This is a genomic window from Dorea sp. BIOML-A1 (genome assembly GCF_009875615.1).
GTDB lineage: Bacteria > Bacillota > Clostridia > Lachnospirales > Lachnospiraceae > Dorea_A > Dorea_A amylophila.
In genome coordinates this window covers 13,845-34,152 of the sequence record NZ_WWSA01000015.1, presented here as the reverse complement: position 1 = coordinate 34,152, position 20,308 = coordinate 13,845, and the positions used below count along the sequence as shown (strand labels likewise).

General features: G+C 40.1%; 17 protein-coding genes. 1 reads left to right on the top strand and 16 read right to left on the bottom strand.

The genetic code is table 11. The features are described from left to right. Positions 1-8: 8 nt before the first annotated feature. From GT508_RS07650 to GT508_RS07625, 6 genes are all read right to left on the bottom strand, one after another. The gene (locus GT508_RS07650; RefSeq protein WP_161143936.1) at positions 9-1,511 is read right to left on the bottom strand and encodes a DUF6034 family protein; all 1,503 of its coding nucleotides are present in this window, start codon (positions 1,509-1,511) and stop codon (positions 9-11) included. Positions 1,512-1,528: 17 nt separating this feature from the next. Next, positions 1,529-2,413: a hypothetical protein gene (locus GT508_RS07645; protein ID WP_161143935.1), complete on the bottom strand. Its 885-nt coding sequence runs from the start codon at positions 2,411-2,413 to the stop codon at positions 1,529-1,531. Beyond that, a complete protein-coding gene (locus GT508_RS07640) occupies positions 2,406-3,167 on the bottom strand; it encodes a hypothetical protein (protein WP_161143934.1) in 762 nt (253 codons plus the stop codon). Before GT508_RS07640 ends, GT508_RS07645 begins: the two co-directional genes overlap by 8 nt. 5 nt (positions 3,168-3,172) lie before the next feature. After that, entirely contained in the window at positions 3,173-4,717 is a 1,545-nt protein-coding gene (locus GT508_RS07635; RefSeq protein ID WP_161143933.1) for a DUF6034 family protein, read from the bottom strand. A 282-nt stretch (positions 4,718-4,999) separates the two neighbouring features. Continuing rightward, positions 5,000-6,688 carry a sensor histidine kinase gene (locus tag GT508_RS07630; protein WP_161143932.1) on the bottom strand — a complete coding sequence of 563 codons (1,689 nt, stop codon included), beginning with the start codon at positions 6,686-6,688 and terminating at the stop codon, positions 5,000-5,002. A gap of 3 nt (positions 6,689-6,691) precedes the next feature. Next, positions 6,692-7,360 carry a response regulator transcription factor gene (locus GT508_RS07625; protein WP_161143931.1) on the bottom strand — a complete coding sequence of 223 codons (669 nt, stop codon included), beginning with the start codon at positions 7,358-7,360 and terminating at the stop codon, positions 6,692-6,694. A gap of 353 nt (positions 7,361-7,713) precedes the next feature. On the opposite strand from GT508_RS07625, the gene GT508_RS07620 reads away from it, so the two are divergent. Next, positions 7,714-8,631, top strand: a complete 918-nt coding sequence (locus GT508_RS07620) for a hypothetical protein (protein ID WP_161143930.1) — start codon at positions 7,714-7,716, stop codon at positions 8,629-8,631. Positions 8,632-8,792: 161 nt separating this feature from the next. Here the strand turns inward: GT508_RS07620 and pfkB are convergent, their stop codons facing one another. From pfkB to eda, 10 genes are all read right to left on the bottom strand, one after another. Then, positions 8,793-9,722, bottom strand: a complete 930-nt coding sequence (gene pfkB, locus GT508_RS07615; RefSeq protein WP_161143929.1) for a 1-phosphofructokinase — start codon at positions 9,720-9,722, stop codon at positions 8,793-8,795. A gap of 13 nt (positions 9,723-9,735) precedes the next feature. Then, positions 9,736-10,785, bottom strand: coding sequence for a galactitol-1-phosphate 5-dehydrogenase (locus GT508_RS07610; protein ID WP_161143928.1), 1,050 nt, complete (start codon positions 10,783-10,785; stop codon positions 9,736-9,738). 2 nt (positions 10,786-10,787) lie between these two features. Then, complete coding sequence (gene xylB / locus GT508_RS07605) at positions 10,788-12,308, bottom strand: xylulokinase (RefSeq protein ID WP_161143927.1); 1,521 nt, start codon at positions 12,306-12,308, stop codon at positions 10,788-10,790. Positions 12,309-12,341: 33 nt separating this feature from the next. Next, positions 12,342-13,193, bottom strand: a complete 852-nt coding sequence (locus GT508_RS07600; protein WP_161143926.1) for a class II fructose-bisphosphate aldolase — start codon at positions 13,191-13,193, stop codon at positions 12,342-12,344. A gap of 67 nt (positions 13,194-13,260) precedes the next feature. Then, a complete protein-coding gene (locus tag GT508_RS07595; RefSeq protein WP_161143925.1) occupies positions 13,261-14,028 on the bottom strand; it encodes a DeoR/GlpR family DNA-binding transcription regulator in 768 nt (255 codons plus the stop codon). 237 nt (positions 14,029-14,265) lie between these two features. Further along, entirely contained in the window at positions 14,266-15,327 is a 1,062-nt protein-coding gene (locus tag GT508_RS07590) for an NAD(P)-dependent alcohol dehydrogenase (RefSeq protein WP_161143924.1), read from the bottom strand. 176 nt (positions 15,328-15,503) lie between these two features. Then, entirely contained in the window at positions 15,504-16,538 is a 1,035-nt protein-coding gene (locus GT508_RS07585) for a GntR family transcriptional regulator (protein ID WP_028086379.1), read from the bottom strand. A 146-nt stretch (positions 16,539-16,684) separates the two neighbouring features. Next, entirely contained in the window at positions 16,685-17,944 is a 1,260-nt protein-coding gene (gene uraA, locus GT508_RS07580; RefSeq protein ID WP_161143923.1) for a uracil permease, read from the bottom strand. 411 nt (positions 17,945-18,355) lie between these two features. Continuing rightward, a complete protein-coding gene (locus tag GT508_RS07575; RefSeq protein ID WP_161143922.1) occupies positions 18,356-19,297 on the bottom strand; it encodes a sugar kinase in 942 nt (313 codons plus the stop codon). Between the two features lie 28 nt (positions 19,298-19,325). After that, positions 19,326-20,303 (bottom strand): bifunctional 4-hydroxy-2-oxoglutarate aldolase/2-dehydro-3-deoxy-phosphogluconate aldolase, encoded by a 978-nt coding sequence (eda, locus tag GT508_RS07570; protein ID WP_161143921.1) that lies wholly within the window; start codon positions 20,301-20,303, stop codon positions 19,326-19,328. Positions 20,304-20,308 lie beyond the last annotated feature (5 nt).

Sequence of the window (20,308 nt, the reverse complement as noted above, 5' to 3'; positions counted from 1 at the left end):
GTAATACTTTATTCTGTGTCGATATGTCCACCATCAATTGCATTTAAAGTTACCTCATAAGGCAGGCTTTCCTTGTTCACCTGTTCTTTATCTTGCCATGACCTATCCACTTCAAACACCCACATCGGCACCAGCCATACGCTGTTTGGATCTTCATATGCACTGATATTTCCCAGTCTGAGTTTTACATCCCGGATTTCATATGTGAATTTCAGTCCTTCTTTTTTCGTCCGTTTGCCGTCATCTGAAATTTGCATATATAAAATGTGTTGTGCTAATTTTTCTTTTATCTTTTCGAATGGCAACAGCTTTGTATTATCAGCGATTTTTTCTTTTTTCACAGATATATTATTCCACCGGAATTTTTTAACTCCGTTTTTTGTTATTATCATCTGTATGCTTTCTGTACCGAATTTTGGTACATAGACAGTCTCTGGTATTTTTGAACTGTCTCCATAAACATCACTATATGTTGTTTCATATCCTGTCAGATTTCCTTCTGTCCTGAAAAAATATAGAGAATATCCCACTTCTGTCTCGCATTCTCCGTCCAACATTCCCCAGCTTTCCGTTTCTGTACTTCCGGTTGCCCTGACACATTCCTGTATTTTCATTCCTGTAACCGCCAGATCTTTCAGCACCTGTTCTGCTTTTTTCCGTGCCTCATCTTCTGTTATATCAGGCGCATCCGAAATTTTATTCTTTAATTTTTCAACCCAGCTTTTATATTCCGGAGGATCTTCTTCCGAACCGGTCTCAAGCCTTTCTATCGTCTTTTCATCTATATAAGTTCCTTCTTGATATAAAAATCTTGTCACAGATCCAGCCTTCGTATCATAATTAACTGCCCGGATAACCGGATCTATGTTTCTCCCCTTATCTATCCTTACAGATAATCCTATTTTATCTTTTGTATCGTAATAGAAATCACTTTGTCCATCCCATTTATCTCTTTCTGTTTGATATGGAGTCTCCCATTTTGGCGCTACATATTGCAATGTTTCTTTTTTATCCGGTGCCTGAGCAATTATCTTATCCAGCTGTTTGTAACTATTTTGCCAATATGTGGTAGACGCTACAGCTTCCAACTTTGCCCATCTACCCTCAAAATTTTGTATCTTTTCCTGTTCTTTCTTCAGTTCATCCTTACTCATTTTCGGATATCTATAGATTTTATTTCCTTCCGAAAAATAGTTACACAAGCTGCCAAGTTCCTGATTACTCAGCTTTTTCATTTCATATGCATATACCGGTGTATTATATATTTCAGGAATATTCATCTCGTAGTCAGCATGAATCGTAATAAATCCATCACTTTTTTCGATTGTATCTGTCCAATGTTTTGGAATCTCCAGCTTCTTTGGATCCTTTGAAGCCGGAATTATATTTTCGCTAATAGATCCTTTTTTCTTGTCTGTAACTATTTTTTCTTCTGGTGTTTTTACACATGCTGCCAGATTGGTAAGGATAAACGATGTAATACACATTGTAATGATTATTCTTTTATTCATACTTTTCCCTCCCACACTTATGAAAATTGAAACTCATATCTCCCTGCCAGCCAATGAATCACACACAGATTCACTCCACTAAGAACGAATAAAATCAGACAGCTTTGCCATATTCGCGGAAGATAATCATATCCGAAATTATGCATATAATAAGTGACATGATTCAGAGGCGACAACCAGCCGCATAAAACATTGTTTTTGTATTGTACGGTCTCTGGTATATGTAAAAGTTTTCCTATTATCTGCGGAGTCAGCAAAAGGCCATACAGGTTTAATAAAAATACGCTCAATATTCCCCCTAACCGGTTCTTTCCAAGATTCCATATCATCATCCATGTCACAGTCAAGGTCTCATATAAAAGCATTAATAAGAAGATCTTAATCACACAGGTATATGGGTCTGACATTTCCATTGTCTTTACCGATGCAGGTAATGCAATGTCGCTTCCCACTCCCGAATATCCCAACATTGCTCCTGTCTCACTCCACATATTCCCCGGGAATGATAACGGTGCACACAAAAGACAAAATATGCCAAGTAAAAATAGTAAATAGATTATTGTTACAATTCCAACATATATGATCTGTGCACCAATCCATTCCCGCCTGGCCATGCGGATCAGATAATAAGGTGTCGCCTGATTTATGAATGGCATATCACCAAAGAAAAAGAGTAATAAAAGTGATGACAGCAGAATCGAATCCGCTTTTCCGAATGCCCATATAAACGGTTCAAAAATCTGCATTGTCGTTCCATATGTCCGTGCAAATATCAACGCCCTACCAGATAACATAACGCAAAATGTGAATGCCAGGACAAATCCTGCAATGATTTTCGGATTTCTTTTCCAGTCGAGAAAATTCAATCTTACGATTAATAATGTACGATGTAGTTTACCCATTTTCCCACCCTCTTTTAATTTTGAAATAATATCCTGTCCCCGTTACCATAATCAGCACAATTAAAAATATAATCGTCTCCACAGCCCCGGTCTGTTGTGGTATCATCCATTCCTTGGGACTTAACATCCACCGATTCTTCAGATATGCTTCTGCCAATGTAGAAACAACATAATAAAAGATAAAGGGTGCCGCATATGCCATATACCGATTTTTCGTTATCGCTCCAACCAGCCCGCCAGTCAATGCATACAGCATACCATTCAGACACAAAATCAATATATTTTCCAACAAAGCCATATGATATGACATTCCCATGTTTTTCCACTGCATAAATTGCATGTTATTTAACGGATATCGTATTACATTTACTACCAGTAATAGCAGAAGCGAACACGCTGCTGCCAGACCTCCGTATAACCCACAATTTACTACTTTGCTAAAACCGTATCGTTTTCTGGATGTCCTTGGCATAATATACATCGATATTCCATTTTGCAGATCTTCTAAATACGATGCGCTTGCCGGTAATGTACACGCCACAGGCAATAGAAAAATAAATATTTCCGAATGCATTCCCTGATACCAGCTTTCTGTACACCATACATAACTTCCTATATAATCAATCTCCCCCATTGCGTCTTTCAGGTCTCCCGCTCCGATTATTCCGGCTGCTGTCAAAACCAATATACCTATGTAAAATCCTGCGGAATAACTCCCCCGTTTTGCTTCCACTTTGAATATATGATTTTTCATACTTGTCACCTTCTCTGAACCTGGATAAAACCTCCATCAATTGCATTCAGCACGACTGTTTCCGGGCCAATGTTCTCCGTTGTAATTTCTTTTCCTGTTTTATGTTGCATTTTTCCTTCCACATCAAATACCCATACCGGAACCAGCCACGATCTTTTTGGTTTGTTATATGCATTTATATTTGCAGCACGAAGCTGTACATTTTTCACTGTATAAATATTAGCAAACCCCTCTGGGCTGATTCCTCCAAGATTTGCAATCTGCGCATATAACAAATGATCTGCCAGCTTTTCTTTAATCTCGTCAAATGTCAGTAATTTTGTGTTTTCTGCTATTACATCTGTTTTCTTTGAAATATCTGTCCATTCAAATAGCTGAATGCCTTCTTTCGTAACAATCATCCGGATACCTTCGGTTATAAAAGATGGAGCATATACCGTTTCTGCCAGATTCTCATATTGTTTTGAAGCTAATGTCAATGGATAACCTACTACATCTCCTGCCTTCACCGAAAAATAAACTGCATATCCACTGCTCACCTGTGTATCATCGGTTCCTACCCCTGCCCAGCTCTCACTGTCTGTATTTCCAATGGCCTTTACGCAATCTCCGACATCCATTTCTGTAATAGATAATTCTTTTAACACACTTTTTGCCATTTTCACTGCATCTTTTTCTGTAAAATTTTCATCCGTTACGTGTTCCATATTTTCCGATAAATAACTTAGATATTCTTCATTTCCATATTGGAATGCATGTTCAAGTTCCCATTCCAGATTCAGTTCTCTTTCATCAATAAAAGTTCCCTGACGATATGCAAATGCTGTCGTACTCCCAATCTCATTATCGTAACTAATCGCTCTGATTACCGGATCTACTTTTCTTCCCTTTGCAACTCTTGCAGTAAACCCAATATTTTTATCCGTCTCAAAATACCAGTTATTCCATGTTCTTTTATGTGTTGCATTACACCATGACTTTCCGATCCATTCCATACCGTTCTTCAACGGAATTCTTAATTCTGCTTTTATTTCTTTTGGTTCCGTTCTCTTTTCATCTGCATTTTTAATCAGATTTTCTACACTTCCAACCATAGATGCCATATAATTTGCATCATAAGATCCCCAGTTTCCTATGCCTGCTGTCATTTTTTCTTTTTCTGCAATGAGTTCTTCTTTTGTCATCCCCGGATCTTCATACAAAGATGAGCCTTCTGCAAAATAGCTGCACAAATTTTCCAGTACCTTCCGATCCATTTTCCGTATCTTATATGCGTATACCGGTGTATTATATATATTTCCAATGGAAATATCATCATCTGCCTCCACAGTAATGAATCCATCTTTTCTCGTGATTGTCTCTTTCCAATGTTCTGGAATATTTAACTGTTTTTCTTTACCATCCTTCTCTTTTGGAATAATATTTTCCTCTGATAATCCTTTCGATTTATCTGTCACGATATTTTCTTCCGGTGTTTTCACACATGCCGTTAAATTTAATAACATAGCAGTAAGTAACATAAAGGCCGCCAATTGTTTTTTCTTCCTCATACGCTTCCTCCCTCACTATTTTCTTTTACAACTTCCCTGTTTTTGTTATTCAAAAGGTAACACATTCGTATGTCATTCATATGTCATTTTGCTCCTTTTAGCATAATATCTACCCATATATTCAGCTCCTTACAGACGCATTTGCAACTGTCAGCTTTTCTTGCATGTTTTGGCATACATAGAACCTGCCACTGGCAGCTTCTATTGCATACTTTGGTATAAAAAACACAAGAAATATATCTTTTCAACATACTCCTTGTGTTCTGCTTTTTGATTCTTTATTCAATTTGTCCTGAACCAGAACTCCACTCCATTCTCTTTATTCCCACAGCCATATGCGAATCCATGCAGTTCCAGTATCCTTCGGCAGATTGGTAATCCCATTCCGGTTGAGCCTTTTTCTCTATTTCTTGACTTATCCTGCCTGCTTAAGATATCCCACACCCGTGTTATATCCTCTTCTTCTAATCTGGCACCTTCATTCCACACCCAAAACCTACATCCTTTTTTCTCTCTTGTTAGTTTTACGGTTATCGTTCTTCCGCTTTCCGTATATTTATATGCATTGGAAAGATAGTTATCAATGACCAGTGTCAATAACTCTTTATTTCCCCTTATCTGTTCTGTCTCTTCCATTGATACGTTACATTTAACACCGGCCGACTCGAATAAATCTTCGTATTTTTCTATTTCTTCCTGCACGATTTCTCTCATATCACATTTTACTTTTTCCAGATGCTGTATTTTCTGCAAACGGTTATATTGTAAAAATGATACGATCAGCCGGTTCATCTGTTTTGTTTCGTTATACACGGATCTGGTATAATCCATATTTTTTTCTGGTGCTACATTTTCCATTATGCACTCGCATTCGTTCTGGATGACGGCAAGCGGCGTTTTTAGTTCGTGTGCGACAGCACTTGTAAGCATCTGCCTTGATTCTTCCAGTTTTCTGTTTTTGATATGTAAATAATTCATAAGGCCTAGCAGCATTGTTCCCAGAATCAGAAACAGCAGACTCTGCGTAACCACGGCGCCCCGGAAAACGGAAGATTCTATTACTTCCACTCTTTCTTCATAAGCAGCTGCCAGATACATTGTATACACATTTCCATTAATCTCCAGGTTCTGTGTATACCAATAATGATGCTGATCATAATACTCGTACTCCGTTGCCAGTTTTCCTGCGATATGGTTCCGGATATTGGAGCGGTTCAGACTCTGATACAGACTCTGATATACACCTCTTCGTTTTCCACCATTATCCAGATCGGTCAGATACATCTGCATATACCGGTATCTTTTATCCTGCTTTAATTCATTCTGTCTCTTTTCCATGACTTCCTGCTTCACTTTTTTCTGTTTGTCTGTAAGATTCGTATCTGTATTATTCTCATATTTATCAAGCTCATATACTGCATTATATGCATATTTCGTAGATGAATGATTTGATAACTTTAGTGTAAGCACTTTTTCGGGTTTTATCCCGTTTACCAGGGTCAGCTTAACCGGAATTGCCTTTCCTTTCTTCATATAGTATTCCAATTCCTTCACCTGCACGGTATTAATCGGTCCGACTGTCGCCCGGAGTTTATCTATTTTCTCCCACTGCTTCTTTGTCAGATAATCGTCCAGATGTATTGCCTGATACTCTGCACCTTCGTACACTAGTAACATGCTTCCTGTCTTTTCTTTTACTCTGACTTCCGGATCTACGAATGCTGCCTGCCACGGATACTTATGTTCTGCCTCCGTATAAAAATCATATGTAATGGATTCCAGTGATATATATTCTCCCTCATTCGCTCTCTGGCAGTAGTTTTTTTCAAAATAATCTTTTACGCTTTTTACACTCTGTCTGAAATCACTTTCTACATAATTAACCGCAGATTTGTAACTCACCAGCAGACATGCCAGATACATCACTATAAGAAGCACAACCAGATACAAATTCATCTTCTTTCTGCTCATCTGCTACTCCTCCCTGTATACATATCCGGATCCAATCACTGTCTTAATGCAGTCCGCATGATCTCCCAGAAGCTTTCTGATGCGTTTGATATGTGTATCCACAACTCTTGTATCTCCTTCAAAGTCATATCCCCAGATTCTGGACAGTATGATTTCCCGTTCCAGTACTACATCCCTATTCTCCATCAGATATGCCAGCAGCCGGAAATCTTTACTGGAAAATGAGACTTCTTCCCCCTCTACATATACTTGTTTACGGATCAGATCTATCACGATTCCCTTTCCCGTCAGTCTGTGTTCCTGATCTACTCTTTTACTTCTCCTGATTATTGCCATAGATTTCTGCGATAATACTGACAGTGGAAATGGCTTTACAATATAGTCATCGGCTCCTACTGCATATCCTGCGAGCAGATCTTCTTCCTCTCCCAGAGCCGACAGAAACAGCACAGGAATATTCTGCTGTCTTCTTATCTCCCTGCATGCTTCTATTCCATTTATCCCGGGCATCATCACATCCAGAATAATCAGATCAAATGCCTGTGCAAATGCTGCTGTTAACGCCGCTTCACCATCCGGTGCCAGAACGATCTGAAAGCCTTTTGACACAAGATAATCTCTCATCGTTTCTCGCAATTTTCTTTCGTCATCTGCAATTAGTATTTTGTACATGCTATCCCCTCTTTCTGTTCTTATCATAACATGCTAATATGAATTTCATATGGCATATTGCACAGATTTTTCACTTTTCTATTCCATTTATTGACTTCTCTTTCTGTAACTTATATACTGTAGCTACATTTACAGATAACTATATCCATTCATGATATTTCGTTTTCTGATTAAACCGTTTTATTATAAACGGTTTTCCTAGTCATTCTAGTTGTTTCAACTAATTTTTCATTTTTTATTAATATGTCTGTTTTAACAGCAACATATGTTTAAGGTTGGTGATGTTTATGATTGTATTTTTATTTTATATTGAATAGTAAATAAATATTTGTTACAATTAAGGAGGAATATATTTGACATTTTACAAATTGAATAAGAAGTACAAAGACAGAATTTTCCGGCTCATTTTTCACGACAAAGCTGAATTGTTAAAGCTATATAATGCATTGAACAACAGTCACTACACCAATCCCGACGATCTCATTATTACAACCATTGACGATGTTGTTTATATGGGTATGAAAAATGATTTATCTTTTATTATTAGTAATATGATGAATCTTTATGAACATCCGAGTACATTCAGCCCAAATCTTCCATTACGCGGACTATTCTATCTAGCTTCATTGTATCGGACTTATGTGGATTCATTCAAAAATAAACTTTATACAGAAACAGCCGTTTCTCTTCCTTACCCGCAATACATCGTCTTTTACAATGGAACAATGGATGAACCAGAACGTCAGGAATTGAAATTAAGTTCTCTCTACGAGAAACCAATTCAAAATTGTACGCCTGCTTTAGAATGTACTGCGGTTGTTCTCAACATCAATCTTGGTCATAACCACGAACTCATGGAACAATGTAATACTTTAAAAGAATATGCAACTTTTATTGATACAATCCGCTTACATATTGCAAATGGAGAATCTTTTGAAACAGCAATAGAATCCTCGGTTGATGAATGCATCCATTCGGATATTCTGGCTAATGTGCTTCGGAAAAACCGTGCGGAGGTGATTGATGTGATTTTAGAAGAATATGATGAAGAAGAATTTCGCAAATATCTGCGAGAAGAAGCAACTCAACAAGGACTTGCCGAAGGTCGTGCTGAAGGTCAAAACCTTGAACGTATTCATGGAATCAAAAATCTAATTGAAAGTTTCCAGGAACTGCATATTTCACAAGAAGACACCATTTCTAAGCTTATAGAAAAATACACATTGTCAGAAGGAGACGCAATGTCTTACGTTTCACAATACTGGAAGTAAAAAAACAGAGCAATATCGTATCTCTAAGCGGAAGAGTTCTCATACGATATTGCTCGTTTTATCATAACTTTATAATGCAGATAACCTGCCACTGGCAGCTTCTCTTGCATACTTTGGTATGTAAAATATCCAAATCATACGAATATCTGCATATTGTAATACTATAATTTCTTAATCTCAATCTGCGGCAGTATACGTTCCATATCTTCTTTTACGAAGAATCCGGTTTCTTCTCTCAATGCTGCTGATGCTGAGATTGCACTTGCAAGCTTTAATGTCTCCTGTACACTTAAGCCTCTTTCAAATCCGAGTGCGAATCCTGCGATCATGGAGTCTCCGCATCCTACGGTATTGACCGCATCGATTCTTGGAACGATTGCCTGATATACCCCGTCTTCGCAGATCAGGAGTGATCCGTCTGCTCCAAGTGAGATGACTACGATCTCGATACCGGCTTCATGGATCTTCTTTCCTGCTTCGATCAGTTCTTCCCTGGTATCACAATGGCTTCCGGTCAGCATACGGATTTCATCAATGTTCGGCTTTACCATCGTTGGTTTTGCCTCGATACCCATCTCCAGAAGTTTTCCGCTCGTATCAAGAATGACCTTCTTACCTGCCTCTTTTACAATCGATACCAGTTTCTGATAAGCAGTTCCGTCCAGTCCCTTTGGTACACTTCCGGACATTGCTACTACATCAGCTTTTGGTACTAATGTCTTGAATTTTTCGCAGAATCCTTCAAAGTCTTCTGCGGATACGGTAAATCCAGGCTCTAGGAATTCTGTCTGTACATGGTTCTTTTCGTCCCAGATATTGATGCAGGAACGGCTCTCTGCATCCATGTGATAGAATTCACTCTTGATGCCGAATGGTTTCAGGGAATCTACGATATAATTTCCTGCATGTCCACCTGCGAATCCGGTTGCTACCACTTCTGCTCCTGCGATAGATGCAGGCTTTGATACATTCAGTCCTTTTCCACCAGGTGTATAAGTACACTCTGCTACACGGTTAACTTCTCCTACCTGGAATTCTTTTACTACATATCTTTTATCAATCGCTGCATTCAACGTAACGGTTAATATCATCGCACTTTGCCTCCTATGCTTCGCTGTCGATTAAGATCTTACCTTTTACCAGTCCTCTTGTCTTGTACATCTCAAATGCACTTGCGATTTCGCTAAGCGGAATCTTCTTGAAGATGAAGGAATCGTCAAACTTCAGTTCTCCTGTCTTGAAGTAGTGTGCTACTAATTCCCATTCATGTCCCGGGAATGGTGCACTGTATGACATCCATGATCCTGTCAGGATAAATTCTTTACGGTTTAAGTTCTCCCACTCTTTTACAGAGAAGGTAACTTCTTTTGTAGGAGTTCCAACGCAGCATACCTGTGCTTTGTTGGCAGCTAACTGGAATGCCATCTTAATTGTGATAGAATTTCCTGCTGTCTCATACACATAATCATAGCCTTTGCCACCTGTAAGTGCCATAGCTTTATCCATGAAGTCTTCTTCCAATGTATTGATTCCGGCCGTTGCTCCGAGACGTTTTCCTAATTCCAGACGTTCATCAGAGATATCAAATACAACAACTTCTTTTGCTCCGAAGATCTTAGCCCACTGCATAACGAACATTCCGATGGTTCCGCCTCCAAGGATGGCTACTGTCTTTCCACCTTTGAAGTCTACTCTTTCCAGTCCATGAAGTGCTACTGTTGCCGGCTCAAAGAATGCACCTTGTTCGAAGCTTACGCTGTCTTCGAATTTTACAGCATTCTTTTCAGGAACAACCACATACTCTGCAAAGCTTCCGAATTCTCTGGAACCAATGAAGCTATAATGTTTACACAGAGAGTAGTTACCCTTCTGACAGTCTTCACATTCCATACATGGTACAAGTGGTACACCTGCAACTCTGTCACCTGGTTTTACAGATGTTACGCCTTCTCCTACTTCTTCTACTGTTCCTGAGAACTCATGTCCCAGTACATTAGGGAAGAAATGGCATGCATCCCCATTGACACGTGGAATATCTGATCCACAGATTCCTGTATATTTTACTTTGATCAGTACCTGGCCTTTTTTTGGTACTGGTTTCTCGATTTCTTCATATCTGATATCTTCTCTTGCGTGTACGACTCCTGCTTTCACTTTTACATTCCTCCTGTTTTCTTCATGGTCTCTTTTAAGTTCTCATAGATTTCCAGATAGGTCTCATAATTCTTCTGGTAAATTGCATGTTTTTCCATATCAGGCTCGTGATGGCGAGTCTTTTTCACTGTAATCTTTACAGCTTCTTCAAAATCTTTATACATTCCGATTCCGACTCCGGCAAGCATAACTGCACCAAGTGTAGTCGCTGTATCGGAAGATGGTACGGTGATTGGTTTTCCTGTTACGTCACATTTGATCTGTGTCCAAAGAAGAGAGTTTGCAGATCCACCCATTGCGAGCAGTTCTTCTACTTTTGCTCCTGTCTGTTCTCCAATATCCAGGTTGTGCTTCAATGAATATGCCACACCTTCCATTGCTGCACGGATCAGATGTCCTTTTGTCTTACTAAAGTCCAGTCCGTAATACACACCCTTGGCGTTCGGATCCCAGATTGGTGAACGTTCTCCTGACATATATGGAAGGAAAATCAGTCCGTCACTTCCTGCAGGTACCTTCTCTGCCAGCTCATTGAACTGAACTAACGAAGATTTTCCACATTCTTTTGCGATACTTCTCTCATAATCCCCAAGTTCCTTCTCGATCCAGCGCATAACTCCGCCGCCTCCGACGGTTCCGCCCTGTAAGATCCACTGATTCGGAACTGCATGATAACTCAGGATCAGTCTTGGATCCGCAGCATACTCATCCAGACAGATACTCATTCCACCTGCTTGACCGCCCTGTTCCTGTGTCTCTCCCGGATGGATTACTCCGGAACCAAGTGTTCCGCAAGCCGCATCCAGTGCTCCGGCAACAACCGGTGTTCCTTCTAAAAGTCCGGTCTCTTTTGCAGCTTTTTCACTGACTCCGCCTACGATTTCCGAACATTCGTAAATGTCTGACAGAAAACTTTCCGGTATCCCAAGCTTCTTACACATCTCCATATTCCATGTACCAGTTCTCATATCAAAGCAGTGGAGACCATATCCTTGAGATTTATCCTGTGAACAGATTCCTGTAAAACGGTATACAATGAATGCGTTGGACTGTAAGATCTTGTATGTATTCGCATATACCTCCGGCATATTTTCCTTATACCACAGAATCTTTGCTGTAGAATAGGATGGCTGCATGGAATTTCCTGCCACCTGGAAAATGTTATCTGCACCAATCTCTACATTTAATCTGTCACAGATCGACTGCGCTCTGGTATCCATCCAGATTGGTGTATTCGTTAATACATTTCCATCTTTATCAATTGGAATAGCCGACCAACTCTGTCCATCCACTCCGATTCCTTTGATTTCTTCCGGCTTAACATTGCCCTTTTTCAGGACATCTCCAATCGCGCTGCATACAGCGCTCCACCATTCATCCGGATTCTGTTCTGCCCATCCCGGATGTGGATAATATACCTGATAACCACCATTTCCACTGGCGATTACCTCTCCTTCTCTATTGAATACCGCAACCTTGCAGGCGCTGGTTCCGATATCGACTCCCAATAATAATTCCCGCATAGGAACCTCCTTTTCGCACTTTCCAGACAGGGATTATTCTGCCTTTCCATCACATCCGCATACTCTCATACGGTTCATAACCAGTTCTTTGACTGCTGCCATACCAACTTTTCCGTATGCCTTTGGATCAAATGTCTCTGGTTTTTCTACATATAATTTTTTGCATGCATCTGTAAATGCTACACGAAGCTCTGTTGCGAAGTTTACTTTTGAAATTCCACGGCTTACACAGTCTGCAACATCTTCATCGCTGATTCCGGATGCTCCGTGAAGTACAAGTGGAATAGATACTACTTTTGCAATTTCAGAAAGACGTTCTTTATCAAGTACCGGAGTTCCTACATAGAATCCATGTGCAGTTCCGATTGCGATTGCCAGTGAATCAACGCCTGTTCTTTCTACGAATTCAACGGCTTCATTTACATCTGTATTTGTATCAGCTTCTGCTACCAGGTCATCTTCTTTTCCACCGACTTTTCCAAGTTCGGCTTCTACCGGAATACCTTTTGCATGTGCCATTTCTACGACTTTTTTGGAAACGGCAATGTTATTTTCAAAATCTTCTTTTGATCCGTCGATCATAACAGATGTATATCCGTTTCCGATACATTCTTCTGCAAGTTCATAACTGCTGCCGTGATCCAAGTGCATGCATACCGGTACGCTTGCTTTCTCAGCTTCTGCTTTTACAATCGCTGCATATGTAGCACTTGTTCCGTATTTTACAGTAGAAGGGGTGGTCTGGATCATAACAGGCGCTTTCAATTCTTCTGCTGCTGCAATAATTGCTTTGACCATCTCCATATTCTCTGCGTTGAATGCTCCTACTGCATATCCACCTTTCCTTGCTTTTGTTAACATTTCTTTTGAAGTAACTAATGCCATTTTCTTTATCCTCCTGATATTCTTTTAAATTATTTACAGTGTTCATATTAATATAGAAGAAACTTCTCTATTTTTCCGAGTATATACATTTAATTCCCTTTTCTTCACAAGATTTCAATACTGCCTTCTGTGGTTTTCTGTCTGTGATGATCACATCTATACCTTCTGTGTCCATCACTTTGGCAAATGCAGATTTTTCAAATTTGGTAGAATCGATCGCCATAATCTTCACATCTCCACGTTCAATCATCGCCCGTTTGGTTCTTGCAAACTCATCTCCGGTATCATAAAATCCTTCCTCCGGGTCAAATGCTTTGCAGGATGCGATGGATTTTTCCACTTTATATTCTTTCACTCCTGCGATTGTTGCTGCTCCGATGGCTGCGAGAAATCCTTCTTTTAAACTTCCTCCAAGAGAAATCACATTCCAGTCCGTCATATCTGATACCTCTATCAGAACTTCTATAGAATTGGTAACGACTGTAAGATTTCTCTTACTCTTCAGTGCTTTTGCAATGTATACGGCAGTGGTACTTGCATCCAGTAAAATGTGTTCTCCGTCTTCTACCATACCGGCTATCAACTCTGCAATTTTCTGTTTTCCTGTTGCATTGCTTTTCTTTCTGACGTTGAACGGCATCTCCACATTGTTATTCTCATTGAGCACAGCCCCGCCATAACTCTTTGTACATAAACCTTCTTTTTCCAAACGTTCCAGATCTCTTCGAATCGTCTCTTCAGATACTTTATATAACTGGCTGAGTTCTCCGACAACAACTTTCTTATCTTCCTGTAGTTTTTCCAATATACCGTTTCGCCTTTCTATTGCTATCATGACTATCTCTCTCACTCCTCCTTTTACCTGAATTCGTGTTCTGTTCTATTGTGTTTTTGTGTTTGTTAAATCTTTGTTTTTCTTTGTTTTATCTTGTTTCTTGTTGTTTTTAAGTTGATAATACTAAAAAAGCCACACAATGTCAATAGCATTGTGTGGCTTTTTCTGGTTTTTATATTCTTTTTTCTTTACACCAATAACTTTCGCATATAAACTGATGTTTTCTGCTGATATGATCTACGCTTCAGCATCCGGATTGATCTGAATCACTGCTTTTACAATATCTGCTTTATTATTCACACTGTAATCCATAGCTTTCTGTGCTTCATCTAATGGGAAGATGTCTGTAACGATTCCCTTAAGATTCACTTTTCCGGAAGCAACCGCATCGATTGCAAGTGGATAAATATGACGATAACGGAATACTGTCTTGAATGTCAGTTCTTTATCCAGTGCAAGACTTACAGGAAGTGTAAGTTCTCCTGTTTTGCTGTATCCAACCAGAACAATTGTAGATCCCTTCTTCGCAATATGTATAGCCTGTGACGTTGTAATCTGTGTACCTGCTGTCTCGATTACAATATCTGTTCCAAGACCGCCTGTCAGTTCTCTCACTTTTGCGATCACATCTTCTTTTGCTCCGTTAATGACACCAGTTGCTCCAAGTTCCATTGCTTTTTCCAGACGCTTATCCATGATATCAACAACGTATACTTCTGATACACCTCTTGCTTTTAATGCCATCAGTGATACAAGTCCGATACATCCGGCTCCCATAACAACTGCTTTCTGTCCAAGATGTGCATCGCCCTGGATTGCTGCATGGAATCCAACAGCCAGAGGTTCGATCAAAGCTCCTTCCAATGTGCTTACATTATCTGGCAGTTTGAAGCAAAGTCCTGCCTCATGTGCTACATACTCCTGAAATACTCCATCAACCGGTGGTGTTGCAAAGAATACAACATCCGGACACAGATTATATTTTCCTTCCTTACAGAATTCACAGTGTCCGCAGGTTTTTCCCGGTTCCAGTGCAACTCTGTCGCCAACTTTCAGATGTGTTACATCTTCTCCTACTTCTACCACAACGCCCCCAGGTTCATGTCCCAGTACAAATGGAGGCTCAACCACATAATCTCCGATTGCCCCTGTCTCATAATAATGAAGATCGGAACCGCAGATTCCTACATAATCCAGTTTTACTAATACTTCGCCTGCCTTTGGTGTTGGGATATCACGTTCTTCAAAGCCCATTTTCCCAATTCCGTTCATCACTGCAACTTTCATTTTTCCATCCATGAAACCGTTCCTCCTAGACTTTATTAAATCTTTTAATAATGTACTTATATTATCATCCACAAGGCTAAAATTGTCAAGATAATTTTGCCGTTTTATTTCTTAGATCGAGGTCTCATATTTCTCCAAAATCATCTATCAAATCCTTTTCTTTTTCATGAACTATATTTGTGAACTCTTTATTTTATGATTTTCCCTCTGATGAGATAGCTCTCTGCTTTCCAACCGCTTCCGAGTTCTGACTGTTCTTCTAATCTCTGATATATCTTTCTTGCCGACTCTCTAAGATTTTGCACACATACCTTTACCGGATAGCGATCCGATCCATCGAAATCATCGATCGTACCGATGATATATTTTTTCTCCTGACTCATCATCTCCCATAAGGATTCCGATATTCGCTGTGCAATCTCACCTGCCCCACAGACGATCATCCCCTGTGGCATCTTCTGAATCTCTTCTTTTACTCGTTTTACCGATTCTTCTTCGATTTTCCTGTCTCTTCTCCATGGTATTCTTACCACACCGCCATCCGGACAATTCTCCGTAAATGCAGCTTCCCTTTTTCTTACATTACTGATGCTCCGGTTATCCCATCCCACATACAGATAATTTTCTCCCGGAAATTCTACGCTTTTCAACAGGCTCTTCACGGCATCTACATTGTCCAGAAACACAGCATCTGCATACGGCAGTGCATCATCTGCATCAAAAAAGACCATATTCATTCCAATACTCCGCAAACGCAAAAGTTTCTCTCTGTCTACTGTCTGGTCATCCTGCCATACTACCACGTTTCTGATATTTCTCGTATACAAACGGTACAGACAATCTTCCAACGTTGCTCTTTCCGGTACCTCTACATATAGTAATAATGTATTTTTTTCCCATGCCTGCTTTTGAAATTCTGCAATAAAATTTGCAAAAAAAGGATTCCTCGATGGTGCCGTAAGCGCCACAACATCCAAAGGATTTGCATTTCCATAATTTTTCAATGTCACCCGTGTTCCATTTCCCACTTCGCGGACAATCAGATTTTCCTTTTCCATAAGCTCCAGTGTTTTTCTCACCGTAATACGGCTCACTTCATAGTCTGTAGATAACTGTCTCTCCGATGGAATCTTTTTTCCATCCTTATATATGCCTTCATATATTTTTTCACATAATGCATTCTTCAGATCCAGATATCTGAGTTCATTCATTTCATTTCCCATATTCCTGTCTCCATTTCCGTCTCTTCTTAATGGTATTATACCAAGATACCATCATATTCTCAAGAAAGGTTCTACATAAAAATTACCCGTCTCACTGATTTTTGTGAAACGGGTAATTTTTATATTACACTTTCTTAAAGAATACCTTACGCTTTCCGATCATTGGTAAGCTTTAATTTATCTAAGATATAGAATATCAGGCTAAGTGCCATGGCAACAACACATGCCAGAACCATTCCTGTTAATGACACGGTTCCGATATTCACAGATATTCCGGACAGACCGGTTACAAATACAATGGATGTTAGCATCAGGTTTCTGGATCTTCCATAATCTACTCTGGAGTCTACCAGAATACGAAGACCCGATGCTCCGATCATACCATATAAAAGGAACGAGATTCCTCCGATAACCGGTCCCGGAATTGTCTGGATCATCATCGACAATTTCCCAACAAATGAACAGATAATAGACAGGACTGCAGCCCCGCCGATTACACGAACGCTGTATACTTTTGTCACTGCCATAACTCCGATATTTTCTCCATACGTAGTTGTCGGTACTGATCCGATCAGTCCGGATACCATTGTCGAGAAATTATCCCCGAACAGGGATCTGTGAAGTCCCGGGTCTGTTAACAAATCTCTTCCGATAATTTTGCTTGTTACAACCTGATGTCCGATATGCTCGGATGTGATAACCAACAGTACCGGAAGGATCATAAGGATTGCACCCATATCGAACTTTGGCGCCTGAAAATTCGGGATTGCAAACCATGAAGCTTCTACTACCTGTGTAAAATCCAGGATTCCGCATGCCAACGCTGTCAGATATCCTGCGACTACTGCAATCAGGATCGGGATAACTGATAAAAATCCTCTGAATAAAATATTTCCAAATACCGCAACCCCCAGCGTCACTGCAAATACAAGTACATTCTTTGGATCGATCTTATCCTCCAATAAGCCTGCGTTACTTGCGGCAGAACTTGATAATTCCAGTCCGATCAGCGCAACAACCGGCCCCATAGCTGCCGGTGGAAGCACAATATCGATCCACTTCGTTCCACATTTGTAAATAATAAAGGACAGGATACATCCGCAGAATCCAACTGCTACAAATCCTCCCAGTGCATACGGATACCCCATCTTACTGATCACAACACCAGCCGGTGCAAGGAATGCAAAGCTGGATCCTAGATACGCCGGTGACTTCGCTTTTGTCACCACGATAAAGATCAGCGTTCCCACACCGTTCATAAAAAGTACGATCGCTGGATTGATTCCGAATATGAACGGAACCAGCACCGATGCCCCAAACATCGCAAACATATGCTGGATACTAAGTGGCAGCAATAGTTTCAATGGTACTTTTTCTTCTACCTGGATAATCTTATGACTTTCCATAGTTCATTTTCCTCCTCTTTTTCCTTTGTCTTAAAAAAGAGGTATGAGAATTACACATCTCATACCTCTTTATCTAAGATTTCACTCTTCAAGTTATTTTAACATATCCATTCTGTCCAAAAAAGTAAAATCCTTATTTTCCCTTATATTTTTATAATAGTTTTCCAAGTTTTCGTCGTGAATGCTGTATTGAAGTAAGATAGCATTCACTGTCTAACTTTACATTATGATTATCAAATCCAACAATAAATAAATCCTGCGGAATCCGCGCCCCTCTTTGCCTCAGATCATGATACATCTCTTATTGTTTTTTTATTTTTACAAATAGTTGTACAAAAAACAAAGCCCGTGGCATCAAAGCCAGGCTTTGTTTTTAGAAGTAATCTCCTATCCAATATCCATAATTTCTATCTAGTTATTTTCCTGAAATGCTTTTAATTTTTCCGGTGTCGGAAGTCCTTCGTTATCTCCGATATTCATTACCTGAATTGCTCCAATCGCATTTCCTCTTTTTACACTGTCCTTCAGATTCAATCGTTCCAGAATTCCACTTAAAACTCCGACTGCAAATCCATCACCGGCTCCAACGGTATCTACAACTTTCTCTACCTTATAGCCTGCTACATCGTAATTCTCGTTTGCAGTCTGCACATAGGCACCTTTCGATCCATCTTTGATAATCACTGTTTTCACACCCAGCTTCTGATAAAAATCTGCTGCTTCTTTCTTGTCTTCTGTTCCTGCTAATATCTTGCACTCACCAATTCCCGGAAGTACTACATCTGCCTTCGCCGCCAACTGGTTGAGCACAGTACACATCGTCTCTTCATCTTCCCACAACACCGGTCTGAGATTTGGATCAAATGTAATAAATATTCCAGCCTCCTTTGCTCTGTCCATTAAGCGAAAAGTTGCTTTTCTTGCACTTTGCGAAAGTGCCGGTGGAATTCCAGTCACATGAACCAGTTCTACATCAGTCAGATCAATCGCATCAACCTCACTCACCGTAATATGCGATGCCGCTGACCCTTTCCTGTAATATGGCGCATATGGATCACTTCCGTCTGTCACACGGTTCTTTAACTGGATTCCGGTTCTGTACACATCATCATATGTAACCAGAGAAGTCCCTATCTCATTCTTTTTTAATGCATTTGCAATATAATGTCCAAATGGATCGTCACCAAGTCTGGTGAGATATTCTACCGGATGTCCAAGTCTCGATAATCCAATCGATACATTCACTTCTGCCCCTGACATTGCTCTTGTAAAATGTTCCACTTCTTCTAATGGTCCTGTCGTATCTGCGATCAAAAGTGCCATTGGTTCACCAAATAATATTGTCTTTCCCATTTCGTCTTTCCTTTCCTGCAATATGCCTCTATGCTTCCTTCGGCTTTCTTACCAGATGGATTGCAAATCCGCCCACTTCTTCTGCCATATAAACTGCCTGTATCTTTCCGTCCGGCCGGTAAACGGTGCTATCTTCATTAAACTTGACACCTTTTCTTTCCAGATATGCTTTCGCCAGTTCTACAGAATATGTTGCAATTGCAATATGTCCTTTTGTTCCAAGATATGGTTTTTTCATTGTCTCTACATATCCTGCTGAAAAGATAGAACTCGGATTTTCATTTGGCGCAAATCCAAACATTGTATCAAATGCTCCTGCTACTAGATGAGCCTCCGATTCATTCTCACAGTTAATTCCTACATGTGCAAGTCTGAATCCGAGCATGCTTCTAACCGCTTCTTCTGTCAATTCTCTAATCTTATCAAAATTTCCCGCCTCTATCTCTGCCGCAGGAACCATCCAGGTTCCTCCACATGCCAGAATTTTATCTTCCGCAAGATAATCGCTGACATTGGATGGATTGATTCCACCAGTCGGCATAAAACGGATCTGACTATAAGGTGCTGCCATGGCTTTGATTGCTTTCAATCCGCCTGCTGCCTCTGCCGGGAAGAATTTCACCACATTCAATCCATATTTGATTGCCTGCTCAATATCACTTGGGCTGGAGCATCCTGGAAGAATCGGAATCCCTTTCTTCACACAATACTCAACTGTGTCCGGATTCAGTCCAGGGCTTACGATGAATTTCGCCCCTGCTTCTACAGCTGCATCTACCTGATCTGTATTCAATACAGTTCCGGCTCCTACCAGCATCTCCGGATAAGCTTTCGTCATTTCCGCAATAGATTCTTTTGCTGCGTCTGTACGGAATGTAACTTCTGCACATGGAAGTCCTCCTTCACACAATGCTTTTGCAAGCGGGACCGCATCCTTTGCATCATTCAGTTTGATAACCGGAAGAATCCCCATACATTCAATCTGTTTCAATAATTCTTCTACCATGTCTT